The sequence below is a fragment of the Holophagales bacterium genome, from assembly GCA_016699405.1.
Classification (GTDB): Bacteria; Acidobacteriota; Thermoanaerobaculia; order Multivoradales; family JAGPDF01; genus JAAYLR01.
This window is the reverse complement of the sequence record CP064972.1, coordinates 1,313,865-1,330,909: the sequence shown is the minus strand read 5'-3', so window position 1 is coordinate 1,330,909 and position 17,045 is coordinate 1,313,865. Positions and strand designations below refer to the sequence as shown.

13 protein-coding genes are annotated in these 17,045 nt (G+C 71.7%); 9 read left to right on the top strand and 4 right to left on the bottom strand.

The window, feature by feature from the left end; all coding sequences use genetic code 11:
- Positions 1-317 precede the first annotated feature (317 nt).
- The 8 genes from IPJ17_05710 (at position 318) to IPJ17_05675 (ending at position 10,159) form a co-directional block, all read left to right on the top strand.
- Positions 318-1,910 carry a PLP-dependent aminotransferase family protein gene (locus IPJ17_05710; protein ID QQR75078.1) on the top strand — a complete coding sequence of 531 codons (1,593 nt, stop codon included), beginning with the start codon at positions 318-320 and terminating at the stop codon, positions 1,908-1,910.
- A 70-nt stretch (positions 1,911-1,980) separates the two neighbouring features.
- Positions 1,981-3,174, top strand: coding sequence for a PLP-dependent aminotransferase family protein (locus IPJ17_05705; GenBank protein QQR75077.1), 1,194 nt, complete (start codon positions 1,981-1,983; stop codon positions 3,172-3,174).
- 82 nt (positions 3,175-3,256) lie between these two features.
- Positions 3,257-3,754: a hypothetical protein gene (locus tag IPJ17_05700; GenBank protein ID QQR75076.1), complete on the top strand. Its 498-nt coding sequence runs from the start codon at positions 3,257-3,259 to the stop codon at positions 3,752-3,754.
- Between the two features lie 140 nt (positions 3,755-3,894).
- Complete coding sequence (locus tag IPJ17_05695) at positions 3,895-4,236, top strand: FKBP-type peptidyl-prolyl cis-trans isomerase (protein QQR75075.1); 342 nt, start codon at positions 3,895-3,897, stop codon at positions 4,234-4,236.
- A 151-nt stretch (positions 4,237-4,387) separates the two neighbouring features.
- On the top strand, positions 4,388-5,656 hold the full coding sequence (locus IPJ17_05690) for a nucleotide sugar dehydrogenase (protein ID QQR75074.1): 1,269 nt from the start codon (positions 4,388-4,390) through the stop codon (positions 5,654-5,656).
- A complete protein-coding gene (locus tag IPJ17_05685; protein ID QQR75073.1) occupies positions 5,653-6,675 on the top strand; it encodes an NAD-dependent epimerase/dehydratase family protein in 1,023 nt (340 codons plus the stop codon). The genes IPJ17_05690 and IPJ17_05685 overlap by 4 nt, the downstream gene beginning before the upstream one ends.
- 8 nt (positions 6,676-6,683) lie before the next feature.
- Positions 6,684-7,475, top strand: coding sequence for a methyltransferase domain-containing protein (locus tag IPJ17_05680; protein QQR75072.1), 792 nt, complete (start codon positions 6,684-6,686; stop codon positions 7,473-7,475).
- A gap of 11 nt (positions 7,476-7,486) precedes the next feature.
- Complete coding sequence (locus IPJ17_05675; GenBank protein ID QQR75071.1) at positions 7,487-10,159, top strand: glycosyltransferase; 2,673 nt, start codon at positions 7,487-7,489, stop codon at positions 10,157-10,159.
- Positions 10,160-10,195: 36 nt separating this feature from the next.
- Here IPJ17_05675 and IPJ17_05670 read toward each other — a convergent pair whose 3' ends face one another.
- A complete protein-coding gene (locus tag IPJ17_05670; GenBank protein ID QQR75070.1) occupies positions 10,196-12,769 on the bottom strand; it encodes a serine/threonine protein kinase in 2,574 nt (857 codons plus the stop codon).
- A gap of 161 nt (positions 12,770-12,930) precedes the next feature.
- Here IPJ17_05670 and add point away from each other — a divergent pair, with 161 nt between their 5' ends.
- On the top strand, positions 12,931-14,133 hold the full coding sequence (add, locus tag IPJ17_05665) for an adenosine deaminase (GenBank protein ID QQR75069.1): 1,203 nt from the start codon (positions 12,931-12,933) through the stop codon (positions 14,131-14,133).
- An 88-nt stretch (positions 14,134-14,221) separates the two neighbouring features.
- Here add and IPJ17_05660 read toward each other — a convergent pair whose 3' ends face one another.
- The 3 genes from IPJ17_05660 to IPJ17_05650 all read right to left on the bottom strand — a co-directional run bounded on the left by IPJ17_05660 (position 14,222) and on the right by IPJ17_05650 (position 16,886).
- Positions 14,222-14,929, bottom strand: coding sequence for a hypothetical protein (locus IPJ17_05660; protein ID QQR75068.1), 708 nt, complete (start codon positions 14,927-14,929; stop codon positions 14,222-14,224).
- Between the two features lie 124 nt (positions 14,930-15,053).
- Positions 15,054-16,058 carry a polysaccharide deacetylase family protein gene (locus IPJ17_05655; GenBank protein QQR75067.1) on the bottom strand — a complete coding sequence of 335 codons (1,005 nt, stop codon included), beginning with the start codon at positions 16,056-16,058 and terminating at the stop codon, positions 15,054-15,056.
- A gap of 93 nt (positions 16,059-16,151) precedes the next feature.
- Complete coding sequence (locus tag IPJ17_05650) at positions 16,152-16,886, bottom strand: tetratricopeptide repeat protein (GenBank protein ID QQR75066.1); 735 nt, start codon at positions 16,884-16,886, stop codon at positions 16,152-16,154.
- Positions 16,887-17,045: the final 159 nt, after the last annotated feature.

The window sequence follows — 17,045 nt, the reverse complement described above, 5'->3', positions numbered from 1 at the left end:
CGGTGCCGCAAGGTCCTCGGCGAGCAGGTCGAGCACCCAGGCGGCCGCCGGGAGCGGTAGTCGGGACACCTCACCCAGCCGCTCGCGCAGCTCACGGTAGGGAGCGCTCGCCCGCAGACGCTCGGAAAGCGCCCGCCACGGCGCCGGTCGACTCACGACGACGGAGTCTAACCTCCGCGCCGGCAACGCTTCGCGCGGTCCGCGAGGGCGCGCTGCGTCGAGGCCCCCCACGCTCCACCCCGAGCGCTTTGGCTGGGCAATCGAATGGTCATTGGATGGTTTTCATCTCGGCCAATCTCGCTAGAATCGACCTCGGAATGACCAAACACCCCGCATTGGATCTCTCATTGGAGGATGCCCTGCCGGGCGACGCCGGGACGACCCTGGCCATCGACCGCGCGAGCGAGGTGCCGGTCTACCAACAGATCCGACGCCGATATCGCGAGCAGATCCTCTCCGGAGCCCTGCCTCCGGGCACGCTCCTGCCGCCGGAGCGCCGGCTCGCCGAGCGGCTCGGGGTGAATCGCAGCACCGTCCTCGCCGCCTACGGCGCCCTGAAGGCCGACGGACTGGTCGGCGCGCACGTCGGCCGCGGCACCGCGGTCCTCGCCCGGCCGACTCTCGCCGCAGCGGCCGAGTCGCGGCGCGAGCCGGCACTCGCCTGGCGCGAGCTCGTCCGGCGCGGTGTCGCCTCGCGCGAAGACCCCGTGCTCCGCGACCTGCTCGAGCTCGCCGAACGGCGCGACGTGATCTCGCTCGCCGTCGGCCTGCCTCCCGCCGAGCTGATGCCGCTCGCCGAGCTGCGCGAGGTCCAGGAGCGTCTGCTCGTCGAACGCGGCACCGAAACGCTGCTGCACAGCCCGACCGAGGGGATCGCCCCGCTGCGCGAATCGCTCGCCGCTCGTTGCGCCTCCTGGGGAATTCAGGTGACACCGGCCGAGATCCTGGTGACCTCCGGCTCGCAACAGGGGCTCGACCTCATCGCTCGCGTCTTTCTCGATCCGGGTGACGTCGTGATCGTCGAGCAGCCGACCTACCTCGGCGCTCTCGAGGTCTTCCGCCGCGCCGAGGCGCATCTGGTGAGCGTCCCGGTCGACGGCGACGGAATGCGCATCGACCTGCTCGAGGCGCTGCTGGCGCGACACCGGCCGAAGCTGATCTACACGCTGCCGACCTTCCAGAATCCGTCCGGCGCGGTGCTTTCGACCTCGCGACGGCTGGCACTGCTCGAGCTGGCCCGCCGGTATCAGGTCGCCGTGGTCGAGGACGATCCCTACCGCGACCTGGCCTACGACGCCGAGCCGCCGGCACCGCTTGCCGCGCTCGATCCGCTCGGCCGCCGTGGGGGGACGATCTTCGTCTCGTCGACCTCGAAGGTGCTCTTCCCCGGCCTGCGCGTCGGCTGGATCGCCGCACCCGAGGAGGTGATCCGTCGCCTGGCACTCGCCAAGCAGTCGGCCGACCTCCATTCGAGCACCCCCGGCCAGTGGATCGTCGATCGCTTCCTGCGCGAGGGGCGGCTCGACCGCCACCTCGCGCGCGTCCGCCCGCAGTACGCCCGCCGGCGCGACACGATGCTCGAGGCACTCGCGCCCGGAGCGGCCCTCGGCCTGAGCTGGGCGCGGCCACGTGGCGGCTTCTACGTCTGGTGCGATCTGCCTTCGGCGCTCGCCGCCTCGCATCTGTCCGCCGAAGCGGCGCGCCAGGGGGTCTGCTACCTGCCGGGCTCGGCCTGCGGCGCCCAGGCGACGACCGTCGAGCACCTCCGGCTGAATTTCACCGCGCTCGCTCCCGCGGAGCTCCGCGAGGGCGGCAAGCGCCTCTTGCGAGCGGTCGCCTCGGCGCTCGCCCTCTCCACCGCCCGGAATCCGCGGGACGGAGCGGGTGCCGGAACGCGACCCATCGTCTGAGGCGCCCGTGTTCCCGCAGTCCGACGACCGACGCGCGGCGCCCCGGGCGGCGCGCGAGCAAGGAGCAGCGATGCACGCGAATCTGGCACGACGCATGGAATGGCTGCGGGCCTCCGACATCCGCGAGATGCTCAAGGTCACCCAGCGCCCCGACATGATCTCGCTCGCCGGCGGGCTGCCCGCACCGGAGATCTTCCCCGTCCGCGAGCTCGCCGCCGCTGCCGCGCGGATCTTCGACGAGAGCGGCGAGATCGCCCTGCAGTACGCCACGAGCGAGGGGCATCTGCCGCTGCGCGAGAAGATCGCCGCGCGGATGAACGCGATCTACGGTACCGCCTTCTCCGCCGCCGAGATCCTCGTCACCACCGGCTCGCAGCAGGCGCTCGACCTCGCCGCCAAGCTGTTTCTCGACGAAGGCGACGTGGTGCTCTGCGAGAGTCCCACCTACCTTGCGGCGATCCAGGCGTTCGACGTCTTCCACCCACGGTGGGTCGAAGTGGCGACCGACGACGACGGGATGGACCCCGAGGCGCTCGAAGCGGCACTCGCCGCCGCGCCGCGCGCCAAGCTCGTCTATGTGATTCCCAATTCGCAGAATCCGTCGGGGCGCACCTGGACGCTCGAACGGCGCCGCCGCTTCATGGAGGTCGTCGCCCGGCACGCGGTGACGGTGATCGAGGACAACCCGTACGGCGAGATCTGCTACGACGGCGAACCGCTCCCCTCCCTCGCCAGCCTCGATCGCCAGGGGCAGGTGATCTGCCTCGGGACCTTCTCGAAGACCGTCGCCCCGGGGCTGCGGGTCGGCTGGATCGCCGTCCACGGACCGCTCTACGGCAAGCTCACCATCCTCAAGGGGAGCTCGGACCTCCACACCTCGACGTTCACCCAACTGCTGCTCGACGCCTATCTTGCCGGCGGCACGCTCGACGCCAACATCCGCCGGACGCGGGCGCTCTACCGCGAGCGGCGCGACGCGATGATCGCCGCGCTCGAGCGCGAGCTGCCGGCGGGCGTCCGCTTCACCCGGCCGAGCGGCGGGCTCTTCATCTGGCTCGAGCTGCCCGCCGGCCTCGACGCCCGCGCCCTTCTGCCGCTCTGCCTCGAGCGCGGCGTCGCCTTCGTCCCGGGCGGCGGCTTCTTCCCCAACGGCTCGCGCGAGAACACCGCCCGGCTCAATTTCTCGAACATGCCGGTCGAGCGGATCGTCGAGGGGGTCCGGCGGCTCGGCGAGGCGATGCGCCAGCTCGCGGCACGGCGCTGAGCTCGAACAGAAACGTCGCGGACGGGTGAAACCGCGTGCGGATCCCGGCGTAGGTCGAAGTCAGACGACGCCGGAGGTTCCCATGCGCCCTTCTCACCGCTCGCTGCTCTCGTTCGCCGTGGTCACCCTGCTCGCCGGAGGCGTCGCCCCGGGCCGAGCCGACGCCGGTGTCCGGCTCTCGTTCTCCGTCTCCGGGGACACGCTCTCGTCGTTCGTCGACGGCGTCAGCGCCGACCTCTCGTGTGATCCGAAGCTCTCGCCGGCAGGGCGCGACGCCTGGCTGGAGGTCGTCCGGGAAGGGGAGAACGGTGCCGCGAGCTTCCACGACGAGGAGGATCGACCCGTCTCCTTCCGCCGCGAGCACGACGCCTTCCGCATCCTGACGCGCGACGAGGACGGACGCGAGGTGCGGCTCGAGGTCCCGTGGGGTGTCGCGCGCTGCCTGATCGGCGGCGAGTCGCCGGCCCCGGGGTCCGCCCGGAGGCTGCGGGGCGAGGAGCTCTCCGTCGACCTGGCGGTCGACGACGAGAGCGTCGAGCTGGTCGTCTCGCAGACTCCGCGCCACTCGCGCGCTCGCTGAGCGGGAGCGACTCGGTTCGCTCCTGCTCGCGCTGTCTGGCGACCGCGCGAGCTGCGACTGCCTGGCCGAGCCGTGACCAGGCGAGGACGGTTAGACTCCCGGCGTCCGGCGCTGAAGCCGGCCCTCGCCAGGAGACGACGATGACGACGCCAGGATCGCCCGCCGGACTGCAGATCGAGGAGCTCCTCGTGGGCTCCGGCCCCGAGGCGACGAAGGGACGCGCGGTTCGCGTGCACTACACCGGCTGGCTCACCGACGGCCGGCAGTTCGACTCGAGCGTCGGCGGCGCTCCCTTCGAGTTCGCCCTCGGCGCCGGACAGGTGATCAAGGGCTGGGACCAGGGCGTCGCTGGCATGAAGGTCGGCGGCAAGCGCAAGCTGACGATCCCGTCGGATCTCGCCTACGGCGACCGCGGTTATCCGGGCGCGATTCCGCCCCGCGCCACGCTGGTCTTCGAGGTCGAGCTGCTCGGCGTACGTTAGCGCGCCCAAGGGATCGTTCGCGCCGAGGCATTGCCGCGATGCTGCTGCTAGACTTCGATCGCGAGCTCCACGAGCAAACGATGAGACAGTCCGCGCTGCCTGACGCTCCAAGTCCCAAGGCCTCCTTGACACCACTTGACCGGGGGCGGCGATGAGGCTCCCGCCGGAGGGCGCGCGGCCAGCAGGCGAGCCTTCGCCCCCCTTCACCCGCGACGTCGCGGTGCTCGGCGGTGCCGGGCACATCGGGCTCCCCCTCGCCCTGACGTTCGTCGCTTGCGGCCTGTCGACGGCGATCTACGACCTCGACGAGCGGGCGATCGAGGTGATCCGCTCCGGACGCTTCCCCTTCCTCGAATCCGGCGGCCCCGAAGCGCTTGCCGCTGCGCTGGCGAGCGGTCGGCTGACGCTGTCGAGCGCCCCGGAGGTTCTGGCGAGCTGCCGTTTCGTGGTCTGTACGGTCGGCACGCCGGTCGACGAGCACCTCAACCCGCGCTTCTCGGCGATCCACCGCGCCATCGACGGCTGCGGCGAGCACCTGCGCGACGGACAGGTCTTCGTGCTCCGCTCGACCGTCTTTCCCGGTCTCTCCGAGCAGATCCGCGAGCACTTCCGCCGCCGCGGTCTGGCCATCGATGTCGCCTTCTGCCCCGAGCGCGTGGCCCAGGGGCAGAGCCTCGAAGAGTTCCGCAGCCTGCCCCAGCTCGTCTCGGCATTCGACCAGCGGACGCTCCGCGACGTCAGCGCGCTCTTCGCCCGCTTCACCCCCGAGCTCATCGAGCTCGCACCGATGGAAGCGGAGCTCTGCAAGCTGATGACCAACGCCTGGCGCTACCTGCAATTTGCCGCGGTCAATCAATTCTACATGATCGCCACCGAGCACGGTCTCGACTTCACGCGGATCCTCCACGGTTGCCGCCACCACTATCCGCGGATGGACGGGATGCCGGGGCCGGGGCTCGCCGCCGGTCCCTGCCTGTTCAAGGACACCATGCAGCTCGCCGCCTTCAGCCACAACGGCTTCATGCTCGGGCACGCGGCCATGGTGGTCAACGAGGGGCTGCCCAATCACCTGATCGCCCTGGCGCGCGAGCGCACGACGCTGCGCGGCCGCACGGTGGGCATCCTCGGCATGGCGTTCAAGGCGGGTTCGGACGACCCGCGTGACTCGCTCTCCTACAAGCTGCGCAAGCTCCTGCAGCTCGAAGCCGGCGAGGTCCTGTGCTGCGATCCGCACGTGCGCGACACCATGCTCGTGCCGCTCGCCGAGGTGCTGGCGCGCGCCGAGGTGCTCTTCGTCGCCACGCCGCACCGTGAATACCGCGGCCTCGCCGTACCCGCCGGACGTCTGGTGGTCGACGTCTGGAACTGTCTCGCCGGCGACAGGGTAGAGCCGGCCCCCCCGGAAGGAGCGCCGCGATGAAGGTGCTGGTCACCGGCTCGGCCGGATTCATCGGCGGCTATCTCGTCGGCGAGCTGCTGGCCGCCGGTCACGAGGTGGTCGGCCTCGACAACTTCTCGAAGTACGGCGAGGTCGAGCGCAGCTACGCCGGTCACCCGGCGTTCCGCTTCGTGCGCGGCGACGCCAAGGACAGCTCAGCGCTCACCGAGCTCGTCGCCGATGCCGACCATTTCGTCGCCGCCGCGGCGATGATCGGCGGCATCAGCTATTTCCACGAGCTCGCCTACGACCTCCTGGCGGAAAACGAGCGGATCGTCGCGGCGAGCTTCGACGCGGCGATCGCCGCCCGGAAACGCGGCCGCCTGCGCAAGATCACCGTGCTCTCGAGCTCGATGGTCTACGAGAACGCCACCGTCTTCCCGACCCCGGAGGGTCACCAGCGCGAATGCGCGCCACCGCGCAGCACCTACGGCTTCCAGAAGCTCGCCTGCGAGTATTTCGCCCAGGGGGCTTTCGAGCAGCACGGGCTGCCCTACACCATCTGCCGGCCCTTCAACTGTGTCGGCGTCGGCGAACGGCGTGCACTTGTCGACCGCGAAGTGCCGAGCGGCAACATTCGCCTCGCGATGAGCCACGTGGTCCCGGACCTGGCGCAGAAGGTGCTCAAGGGACAGGACCCGCTGCGGATCCTCGGCAGCGGCGAACAGGTGCGCTGCTACACCTACGGCGGCGACCTCGCGCGCGGCATCGTCGCCGCGATCTTCTCCGACGCGGCGGAGAACCAGGACTTCAACCTCTCGACGCCGACCGCCACGACGGTCGCCGAGCTCGCGCAGGCCGTCTGGACGAAGGTGCACGGCGAGTCCCGACCGCTGCGTCTGGAGCACGATCCGCCGTATCCCTACGACGTCGAGACCCGCATTCCGGACGTCGACAAGGCCCGGCGCCTCCTTGGCTTCGAAGCGACGACGACGCTCTCCGAGATGCTCGACGAGGTGATCCCCTGGGTCGCCGAAGAGATCCGGCTGGGCCGAATCTGAGCTGGCCGGTGCGCGGCGCAGGCGACACTCGGAGCGCGGGCGAGCGCTCCGCTGCCGCGCGAGCGCGCGAGATCGCCACCTTCGACGCGCTCGCCGCGTCGCCCGAGGGTTTCGATCCGTTCCTCCCGGAGGGATGGGCGGTGCTCGGGCGGCGCTTCCTCGCCGCATCGCCTCCGGACCAGGGGTGGGTCGTCGACGTCGGTTGCGGCTCCGGTGCGTCACGGGGGGTCTATTCGTCCGTCGGTGGGCGTTACCTCGGGATCGACCTCTCGCTCGTCGCGCTCGATCGGGCCCGGCAGCACCCTGGGCTTAGGGAGCGTTGGCTCCGCGCCGACGCGCTGCGACTGCCCCTGGCCGACGGCACGGCGGCGGTCGTTGCCTTCTCGAGCGTCCTGCACCATCTCCCGGACCTCGACGCCGCCCTCGCCGAGGCGCGACGCGCCCTGCGACCGGGCGGGCTCGTCTTCGCCTTCGACCCCAACCTGTTGCACCCAGCGATGGCGCTCTTCCGCCACCCGCGGAGCCCGTTCTACGTGGCCAACGGCGTCAGCCCCGACGAGCGACCGCTCGCCCCGTCCGTCCTGCGGTCGGCCTTCGCCGCCGCCGGTTTCGTGCGCATCGGCCAGCGCGGCCAGTCCGGCATCGCCTATCGCGCCGTCGCCCCTCGCGGCTTCCAGCGCGGGCTCGCGATCTTCAACCTCGTCGATCGCGGGTTCGAGGCCGCGGGCCTCGGACGCTGGTTCGGCACCTTCGTCGTCACCTGGGGCCGATGCCCGGGCGACCTGACGGCGCCCGCTTGACCGGCGAAGCGATGCCGCTGCGCTATTCGGTCGTCGTGCCGGTGCGCGACGAGGCCGAGACGATCGGCCCGTTCCTGCGGGCGATCCACACCACCCTGCCCCCCGGCTACGAGGTCCTTCTCGCTTACGACGACGAGGGGGATTCGACGCTGACGGCGCTCGCCGCGCTGCCGCTCGACGAGATCCCGCCGACGATCCGGCGCATCCACAATGCCGGCAGGCCCGGCCCGAAGGAGGCGATCGAGGCGGGGATGAAGGCGGCGCGTGCGCCGGTCGTCGTCGTGATGATGGCGGATCTCTCCGACGACCTGCCGAAAGTCGGGCGGATGGTCGAGCTCGTCGAGCAGGGCGCGGCGGTGGCCTGCGCCAGCCGCTACGCCCCCGGAGGACGACAGATCGGTGGGCCCTGGCTCAAGGGCCTGCTGAGCCGCAGCGCGGGCCACCTGCTCCACTGGCTCTCGGACCTCCCGACGAGCGACCCGACCAACAGCTTCAAGGCCTACTCGCGAGCGTTCCTCGAGCGCACGCCGATCGAGAGCCGCGCCGGGTTCAGTCTCGCCCTCGAGCTCACGGTCAAGGCTCACCTGGCCGGCGAACGGGTCGCCGAGGTGCCCGCCACCTGGCTCGACCGCCGTGGCGGGGCGAGCAAGTTCAAGCTGTTGCGCTGGCTGCCGGAGTACCTCTTCTGGTTCGCCTGGGGACTGCAGGCCCTGCTCCTGCCGCGACGCCCTGCGACCGACTCGGCGGGGGGTGCCGCGGCGGCTCGCCGCCCTCGCGGTGCGCTCACCAGCCGGCTTCGTCTCGCCGGCGCGATGCTCCTTCTCGCGCTCCCCTTCGCGGCCTGGCTCGACCTGCCGCGCGAGATCGCCGGCGACGAGCTCGACCCCTCGTGGCGCCGCGCGCTGGGACAGACCTTCCTCCACGACCTTCGACTCGGCGACGAGCTCGTCTTCACTGGGGGACCGCTCGCCTTCCTCGCCACGGCGAGCTTCGACCGCGCGCTCTACTGGCCGCGCCTGCTCTGGGGCATCGGCTGGGCGGTGCTCGCGACGCTCCTGACGGCGCGCGTGCTCGCCGGCTTGCCCCACCTCGCCTGGCGTGTCGCGCTCGTCGGGCTGCTGCTCGCCGGGCCACCCGACCGCTTTCTCTTCCCGCTGCTGCTCGCCGTCCTCTTCACCTTGCGCGACGACGGGCCGATGCGACGAGGAGCCTTCGGCTGTGCCCTGCTCGCCGGAGTCATCGGGGCGCTCAACCTCGCGGGGCTCTGGTCCGCGGTCGCGCTCCTCCTTCCGGTGCTCGCGCGGGCCGGTTCGCGCCACGGCTCTCGGACCGCCGTTGCCGTCGCGGCAGCGGGCATCGCCACCTTCGTCGCGCCCTGGATGCTGGCCGGCCAGCCACTCGACGGTCTCCGACCGTTCTTCGCCGGCGCTGCGCAGCTCACCTCGGGCTACGCTGGGGCGATGTCGCTGACCTCGGCCCAGGCCGAGTGGCGCTTCGGGCTGCTTCTCGTCGGCTTGCTGCTCATCGCCGCGTCCCGGCTCGGCCTCGCCGAGCGGCGCCCCGGCTCCGCGCCGCTGGCTTTCGTCGCCCTTGCCCTGGTGCTCGGCCTCGCCTTCCGCCACGCCTTCGTCCGACAGGACGTCGAGCACATGGCGCCGTTCTTCTCGCTCACCGCGGCGCTGGCCCTCGCCTTGCCGGCACTCGCGCCCCCGGCCGCGGAGCGCCGGCGCGGTGCCTTCGGCCTCCTCCTCGCCGCCGCTGCGTTGAGTCTCGTCCTGCTGGCCCGGGTCGGTCCGCCGATCGCGACGAAGATGTCCGATCGCGGTGACGTGCTGCTCGACAACGTGACCGGGGTCGTGCGCCCATTCCGGCATCTCGAGCATCTGCTCGAGCGCGAAGCGGCGATGCGGAGCGCGCTTCGGCTACCGCAGCTCGCCGCGGCGATCGGCAGGGACCCCGTGGACCTCTTCACGGTGAAACAAGGCGTGCTCTTCCTCAACGACCTCGCCTGGCGGCCCCGCCCGGTCTTCCAGAGCTACGCGGCCTTCACCCCGCAGCTCGCCGAGCTCAACCGCGCCTTCCTCGCCGGTCCGCACGCCCCGGACTGGTTGCTGGTCCGCTGGTCGTCGATCGACGGACGCCTGCCCGCGCTCGAAGATGGACCCGCCCTGCTCGAGCTGCTCGCGCGCTATCGAGCGGTCGGCGAAGAGAAGGGCTATCTGCTGATGCGCCGCACCTCCCCGTCGACCGTCGGCGGCACCTCGCCGCCGCGGCTCGGCCGCGTGCTCTGGCGCGGCAGCTTCCGGCTCTCCGAGACGCTATCGCTCAGCGGCTTCGGCGACGGGCCCAAAGCCCTCCGGCTGCACCTTCGCCCGACGCTCTACGGACGACTGGTCGGCGCTCTGCTCGGCGCCCGAGAGCTCGCCGCCGAGCTGCGCACCGACGATGGCGCGACGACGGTGGTGCGGATCGTGCCGTCGATGGCCGAGAGCGCCTTCCTGATCGACCCGGCGGCGCGGCGCGACCGTGACCTCGACCGGCTACTGCGCGGCGAACCGCTGCCGCACCCGGTGTCGCTGCGCTTTCTCCCGACACCGCGCGCCCGGGCCTCCTATCGACCCGAGGTCGACGCCGAGCTCTTCGCCCTCCCCGCGCTCGCTTCGCCGCCGAATCCCGGCAACTGACGCGCCCGGCCGACCCGGCGGCGCAGCCGATCGGGCTCACGTCGCCGGCTTGGGCAGCGCCGCAGCCTCGAAAACCGCCAGTCGCGCTCGCCACCGGACGGCCTCCTGGCCATGCCCACGCCCGGGTGCGGCGCCCTCCCACGCTTCGTAGAGCGCCACCAGCGCTTCGATGCAGAGCCGATGGCGTCCGGCTGGCGTCCCCTGGGCGGAGGCGAACGACTGTTCGGCGGCGAGCAGCTCGGGCTCGGCGGCGGCATAGCGCCGCTGGGCGACAAGGGCGCGACCGAGCCCCATCCGAGCGTTCCCGGTCGGCCAGTAGGCCTTCCCCTGGGTGCGCTCGTAGAGCTCCGCGGCCTCGCGATAGAGCGGCTCGGCTTGGGCCATCTCCCCATGGTCCCGATAGAGGCCGGCAAGATTGTTGAGGTCGGTCGCGATGCTCGAGTGACCCGCCGGATAGAGGCGTTTTCGCATGGCGATCGACTCGCGAAAGAGCGCTTCGGCCGAGGCCAGGTCGCCGCGATCCCCGAGCAGCAGCGCAAGGTTGTTGAGCGCGGTGGCAACGTACGGGTGGTCGCCCGGGAAGAGACGCCGACGCATCTCGAGCGTCTCGCGTGCCAGCGGCTCGGCCCGTGCCAGGTCGCCGCGGCGCCAGAACATCGCCGACAGGTTGTTCAGGCCCCCCGCCACCCGCGGGTGGTCGCCCGGGAACAGGCGGCGGTTCATCGCCAGCGCTTCGCCGAAGAGGGCCTCGGCCGCCGCCGGGTCCCCAGGGCCGTTGCGCCCGTCGAGCAGGCTGGCCAAGTTGTTGAGGCTCTCGGCGACATCCTCGTGGTCGCCCGGGAAGAGACGCCGACGCATCTCGAGCGCCTGACGGGCGAGCGGTTCTGCCGCCGCGACATCGCCCCGGTCGTCGAGCAGCTGCGAGAGGTTGTTCAGGCCGGTCGCCACCCTCGGGTCGTCCCCCGGACGGAGGCGCTGGTCCATGGCGAGCGCCTCGCGGGAGAGCGGCTCGGCACCATCCAGATCGCCCTGATCGTGGAGCAACTGGCCGAGGTCGCTCAGTGCTTCCGCGGTCTCCGGTCGATCCCCCGACCCCAGACGGCGGGCGAGCGGCACGGCAGGGGTGAGCATCTTCGCCGCCTCGTCGTAGAGCGCCAGCTCGCGGAAGGCGCTGCCGATCGTCCCGCGCAGGTAGAGCTCGGCCTCCGGAGCGCGCGCCAGCTCGCCCTTCTCGATCCGGGCGGCGGCGGTCGCCATCATCTCCGCCAGCATCTTCGTGTCGCGCCCCCGGGCGATGCTCGGCTCGACGCCGCGCAGCATCTCGGCCATGAACTCGGCGATGCGCTCCGCCTTGTCGCGCTGGGTGCGTGCCACCGCCGCCTGCCAGGAGATTCCGACCACCGCGGCCAGCATCGCCGCCGCCACCAGGCCCGCCGCCGCCACCGAGACCCGATGACGCCGGACGAACTTCTTCACCCGGTAGGCCGCGCTCGGCGGCGCGGCGGTCACCGGTTCGCCGGCGAGATAGCGCCGGATGTCCATCGCCAGTCCGCTCGCCGTCTCGTAGCGCCGCTGCCGGTCCTTCTCGATCGCCTTCATGACGATCCAGTCGAGCTCGCCGCGCAGCGCCGAGGAGAGCTTTCGCGGCTCGGTGTGGCGGCGCGACGCGGCGGAGACGAGCGTCTGGGCGGACTGACCCAGCCTCGAGCTGGGGCTCGGCGGATCGACCTCGCGGATGATGCGCAGGACCTCGCCGAAGGCGGCCGAGCGGAGGCTGCGCGAGTCGAACGGCGTGCTCCCGGAGAGCAGCTCGTAGAGCAGGACCCCGAGCGAGTAGACGTCGGTCCGCGTGTCGATGTCGATCGAGCCCTCGGCCTGCTCGGGGCTCATGTATTCCGGCGTCCCGATCATCTGGCGGTGCGCGGTAAACAGCGTCTGTTCGGTCAGATGCCCGGAGGTCGCCTTGGCGATCCCGAAGTCGATGACGCGCGCCCGCGGCGGTCCGTCCTGGGCAGAGACCAGCACGTTCGACGGCTTGATGTCGCGGTGGATGATCCCCTTGGTGTGCGCGTGCTGCACGGCGGCGCAAACCTGCTCGAAGAGCTCCAGGCGCGCGCGGATCGACAGCTGGTGGCGGTCGCAGAAGTCGGTGATCGGCTCGCCCTGGACCAGCTCCATCACGAAGTACGGCCGGCCGGTGTCGGTGGCCCCGGCATCCAGGACCTTGGCGATGCCGGGATGGTCCATCAGCGCCAGCGCCTGTCGCTCCTGGTCGAAGCGGGCGATCACCTGCCGGCTGTCCATGCCCGGCTTGATCACCTTCACCGCCACGTGCCGCCGGACCGGCTCGGACTGCTCGGCGAGGAAGACCGACCCGAAGCCGCCCTCGCCGAGGAGTTGCAGCAGCCGGTACGGACCGAGGCACCGCCCTTCGCCCCGCGGCAGCGCGGCGCTCAGCCGGCGCTCCCCCTCGTCGAGCATCGGCTCGATCGTCTCGGCCTCGCGGAGCCCGGAGGTCGCGCCAGCCGCCGCCGGCTCGCTGACCGGCACGGCCGCTCCCGGCGCCGCGTTGGTCTTCGCTCGTGCCGCTTCGTCTTCGCCTTGGCCCATTCTCCACACTCCTCCCGGGTCGGCGGCTGCTGCGATTCCGCGGCGCCACCGACCGACGCTGTCGCACGTCCTCGGATGCGCGGCAGACACTACAGGAAAGCCGCCCGCTGCCCGAGCCGTCGCCGTCCGTGGCGCTCGGGCAACGCTGCTAGCATGCGGCGATGCCTTGTCTTCTCGGGGCTTCGCTGACGCTCGCCGTCTTGTCGGCAGCGCCGGCTCCGGCGCTGCACACCGCGCTCGCGGCTCGCTTCTCTTCGATCGAGTGGACCCCCGCCCGGGTGGAGCGCCTGGTGCGCGAGATGCCGAAGGTCGAGACGCATCTTCATCTCGACGGAGCGCTCTCCTCCGAAACGGTCCAGGCCCTCGCCCGGATGCAGGGGGACTCGCCGCTCGCCGGTCTGTCGCTCGACGAGATCCGCCGGCGCACCGTGGTCGACGAGCCGCGCGAGAACCTCGCCGCGGTGCTCGAGGTCTTCAAGACGCTCTACCCGCTTCTGCGGCGCCGCGAGGCGCTGCATCTCGCCGCACGCGAGCTCGTCGCCCAGGCGGCGCGCGACGGGACGCGCTATGTCGAGGTGCGCTTCGCCCCCGCCCTCAACGCCGCTCCGGGCTTCTCGCAGGAAGACGCGCTCGACGCCGTGCTCGCGGGACTCGCCGAAGGCAGGCGCCTTCATGCGGTCGGCAGCGGAGTGATCGTCTGCCTGCTGCGACCGCCCGGCTTCGTCGACCTCGCGACGAACCGCAAGATGCTCGAGCTGGCGATCGCCGCGCGCCGACGGGGCGTGGTCGCCGTCGACCTCGCCGGCAACGAGGCCGCCGAGCCGCTCGCCACCTACGCCGAGCTCTTCCGCCGCGCCCGGGAAGGGGGGCTGCACCTGACCGCCCACGCCGGAGAGGCGCCCGGCAGCAACGACCTCGCGACCGCTCTTGCTTTGGGGGTCGAGCGTCTCGGTCACGCCACGCTGCTCGGCGAGCGTCCCGATCAGCTCGCCGAGGTCATCCGGCGGCGGATCCCGCTCGAGGTCAACCTCACCTCGAACCTGCGGACCGGCGTGGTCGCCCGGATCGCCGACCACCCGGTCCGCACCTGGTTCCGCGCCGGCGCGACGATTGCCCTTTCCACCGACGACCCGGGGATCTTCGGCATCGACCTGCCGGGCGAGTACCTGCGACTTGCCCGCGACCTCGGATTCACGCCCGCCGAGCTCGCGACCGTCGCCCTCCAAGGGTTCGACGCACTCTTCCTTCCCCCGCGCGAGCGCGTCCGCCTCCGGCGCGATGCCGAGCGCGACCTCGGTCGGCTGCTCGACGAGCTCGCCAACCGTAGCGAGCCGTCTCCGGCTCGAAAGTCGACGACGCGCTAGAGGAGCCTCGTCCGCGCCCGCAGCGCATGCCCTGGGCGCGGCTCTCCGCGCCGACGAAATCGCCGGGCGAGCGGCCCGGCCCGCGTCGTCAGGAACCGCCGCCGGCGCTCGGCGACTTCTTGCCCTTGACCATCGTCGGTGGAGGCGTCGAGGTCGGCGTCGGGGTCGGATTCGCCTTGAGCGCCTCGAAGCCGAGCGCCAGAAGCTGGGCGAGGCAGTACTCGACCCGGGCCGGGCTGGTCTGGCTCGGATCGTCCGAGTAGCAGACGGAGAGGTCGTAGTAGCCGTTCTCGAAACGCTGCTCGAAGGCCTCCACGACGCCGGGCTCGAGCCGGCGGACGAGGTCGTCGCGGTAGTAGCGGAGTCGCGGGAACTTCTCGTAGATCGTCGCGAGCGTCGACTTGCCGAACGAGATCGTCCCGGAGACGCGCGGCGCGTTCGGATCGAGGATGAACTTGCGGAGCTGGTAGCCGCCGGGCAGCGGCGTCGGTGTGACCATCGGCTTCTCGACGCCGATGAGCACCTGGTCCCCTTCGCCGACCGCCTCGCGCGCCGGGCGGTTCGGGTCCGGCCCGGTGGCGTTCTGACTCGCCGCCAGATCGACCTCGTCGAGCGGGAGGGCCTGGAGGCGACCCTGGCGGGAGGTGAACTGCACCATCTTGCCGCGCAGGGTCCAAGGCCCCTTCGTCTCCAGCCGGACCCCTGTCTTGAGGACGATCCAGTCCGCGCTGGCCGCTCCGCAGAAGGCCATGGCGCCGAGAATCAGGACGCTCGCAACAAGACCGACCGTTCTCATGGTTCCCCTCCGCGAGCTTGACGATCGGATTATAGGCAGAAGGGTCGCGACCGGCCACCTCGCTGCCGACCGAAACGGCGGAGCGGAAGATCCTCGCTTCCCGAGGCTCGCGGGAGCGGGGCGCTCAGTAGCGCGTCGGCAGCGCGTCGTAAGCCTGTTGAATCCAGGCGGGCGGATCGGGCGCCGGCGAGCGCCGGCGGCCGGCGGTCAGCTCCCAGTGATGGAGCCAGGAGATCCCCCAGCCACCGACATAGTCATCGGGCAGCCCGTAGGCCGGATCGGCCAGCGCGGTCTCGAGCGACACGAAGCGATAGCCGCGCCGCTCGAGTCGAGCTGCAAGTCGATCGAACGTCTCCGCGTTCAGGGTATTGGCGTGGATCAACAGTGTCTGGGCGACCTCCCGCCCGAGCAGCCGCCCGCTGACCTCCTCGACGAAGGCGAAGACGCGCTCCATGTAGTCGAGGTAGTCGGAGGAGACACGAGCCGCCCGCTCGTCGTCGCCACGCCGCCGCGCGTCGGCATAGACCGCGGCGAAGACGTATTCGTCGTTGTCGACAGTCACCGGAGCCACGATGTAGCCGCGCGCCGCGAGATCGGCCTCGAAGGCACGACGCTTCGACAGCTCGAGCCCCACCTGGAGGAACGGGTGACGGAAATAGCGCAGGCGCCGCCCATGTTCGGCGAGCAGCGCGCGCAGCACCGGCTCACCCCGCTCGAGGTCCGCTTCGAAAGCAGGCAGCTCGGTGCGGTTGAGACTCGGATGGGAGTAGGTGTGGTTGCCGAGCTCGAGCCCCGCGGCGGTCCACAGCCGCAACACGTCGACGCGGGCGGCGCGCTCCGCCTCCCCCTCGCCGTCGACCTCGAGCTTGCCCGCGTTGACGAACCCCACCGCCGGCACCTGATGGGCCGCCAGCGCGGCCAGAAGCTGGCGCGTCATCGCGGCGAGCGTCGCCGGGTCGTTGCGGATCATCGCCGCCGACGGCCCCGGGAGGTCGTCGATCGTCACCGCGACCGTGCGCTCGCGGCGCAGGGTCTCTTCGGGTCCTGCGCCCAGCACGTCCCCCGCACCGGCGACGGTCAGCGTCAGGACCAGTGCGAGGGCGGCAACCGGCCTCTGCGATCGAACCATTCCGCCAGTCTAGACGATGCCCCCCGGGCGTCGCGGAGGGAGCCCCGACACCATCGCGGCCCGGCGCACGGAACGCACCTGCCGCCGTCGCGGTCAGCTCGAACCGAGCCGCCAGAGGTGCCAGCGGGCGCGCCAGACCCAGGGGCGCACGCGACCCCGCATGAACGAGGGCGTGAAGACGAACTCGTCGACGATGCGGCGGAAGGTCGCTCGCGCCGCCACGCGGTCGTCGAGCTCGGCCTGGAGCGTCGCGAGCTCGAAGAGAAAATCGGCGCGGCTCGAGCGCTCGGCGAGCTCCTCGAACCGGGCGCGCGCCGCCGCGAGGTCTCCGGCCCCGCGCAGCGACCTTGCGAGCGCGAAGAGCGCCTCACCCGTCGCGTGATCGGGTCGCCGCGCCACGACCCGCTCGAGCGCCTGCCGTGCCTCGGCCGCCTGGCCGCGAGCGAGCAGAGCCCGCCCGAGGTCGTAGAGCGCGTCGATCTGGTCCGGGTCCTTGGCGAGGGCGCGCCGCGCCGCCTCGGTCGTCTCCACCCACCTCCCGCGATCGCCGTGGAGCGACGCGCACTCCGCCCACGCCGCACCGGTGTCGAGCCGCTCGGCGTCCGTCCACGCCCGGCGCAGCTGCGCCGCCGGCGGGCGCGGGGCCCGGACCGTGCGCGGTCGAACCAGCGAGTCGAACTGCGACACGAGGTAGATCGTCGCCCCCACCGGCCCGAACACCAGCACGATCCACAGCCAGCCTCCGGCGTCCCCACGCCGCACGCAGAGTGCCGCCACCGCCACCGTGTAGACCGTCGCCAAGCCGAAGAAGCCGTACTGGCCGAACATCCGAAGCCCTCCGTCGCCACCCGAGCCGCGCGTTGCGCAGAGTATGCGTGGAACTGCCTGCGGCGGTCGAACGCCGGCCCACCGCTCGGTCGCCCCTCGGAAAGAAGCGCACGGCGTGGCAAACGGAGGACTCCCCGAGGCCGGTCGTCACCTCCCCGT

What these genes read in the sequence shown, in the direction of transcription:
- IPJ17_05710 (QQR75078.1), top strand. Translation starts at nt 318, where the DNA reads ATGACCAAACACCCCGCATTGGATCTCTCATTGGAGGATGCCCTGCCG.
- IPJ17_05705 (QQR75077.1), top strand. Translation starts at nt 1,981, where the DNA reads ATGCACGCGAATCTGGCACGACGCATGGAATGGCTGCGGGCCTCCGAC.
- IPJ17_05700 (QQR75076.1), top strand. Translation starts at nt 3,257, where the DNA reads ATGCGCCCTTCTCACCGCTCGCTGCTCTCGTTCGCCGTGGTCACCCTG.
- IPJ17_05695 (QQR75075.1), top strand. Translation starts at nt 3,895, where the DNA reads ATGACGACGCCAGGATCGCCCGCCGGACTGCAGATCGAGGAGCTCCTC.
- IPJ17_05690 (QQR75074.1), top strand. Translation starts at nt 4,388, where the DNA reads ATGAGGCTCCCGCCGGAGGGCGCGCGGCCAGCAGGCGAGCCTTCGCCC.
- IPJ17_05685 (QQR75073.1), top strand. Translation starts at nt 5,653, where the DNA reads ATGAAGGTGCTGGTCACCGGCTCGGCCGGATTCATCGGCGGCTATCTC.
- IPJ17_05675 (QQR75071.1), top strand. Translation starts at nt 7,487, where the DNA reads ATGCCGCTGCGCTATTCGGTCGTCGTGCCGGTGCGCGACGAGGCCGAG.
- IPJ17_05670 (QQR75070.1), bottom strand. Translation starts at nt 12,769, where the DNA reads ATGGGCCAAGGCGAAGACGAAGCGGCACGAGCGAAGACCAACGCGGCG.
- add (QQR75069.1), top strand. Translation starts at nt 12,931, where the DNA reads ATGCCTTGTCTTCTCGGGGCTTCGCTGACGCTCGCCGTCTTGTCGGCA.
- IPJ17_05660 (QQR75068.1), bottom strand. Translation starts at nt 14,929, where the DNA reads ATGAGAACGGTCGGTCTTGTTGCGAGCGTCCTGATTCTCGGCGCCATG.
- IPJ17_05655 (QQR75067.1), bottom strand. Translation starts at nt 16,058, where the DNA reads ATGGTTCGATCGCAGAGGCCGGTTGCCGCCCTCGCACTGGTCCTGACG.
- IPJ17_05650 (QQR75066.1), bottom strand. Translation starts at nt 16,886, where the DNA reads ATGTTCGGCCAGTACGGCTTCTTCGGCTTGGCGACGGTCTACACGGTG.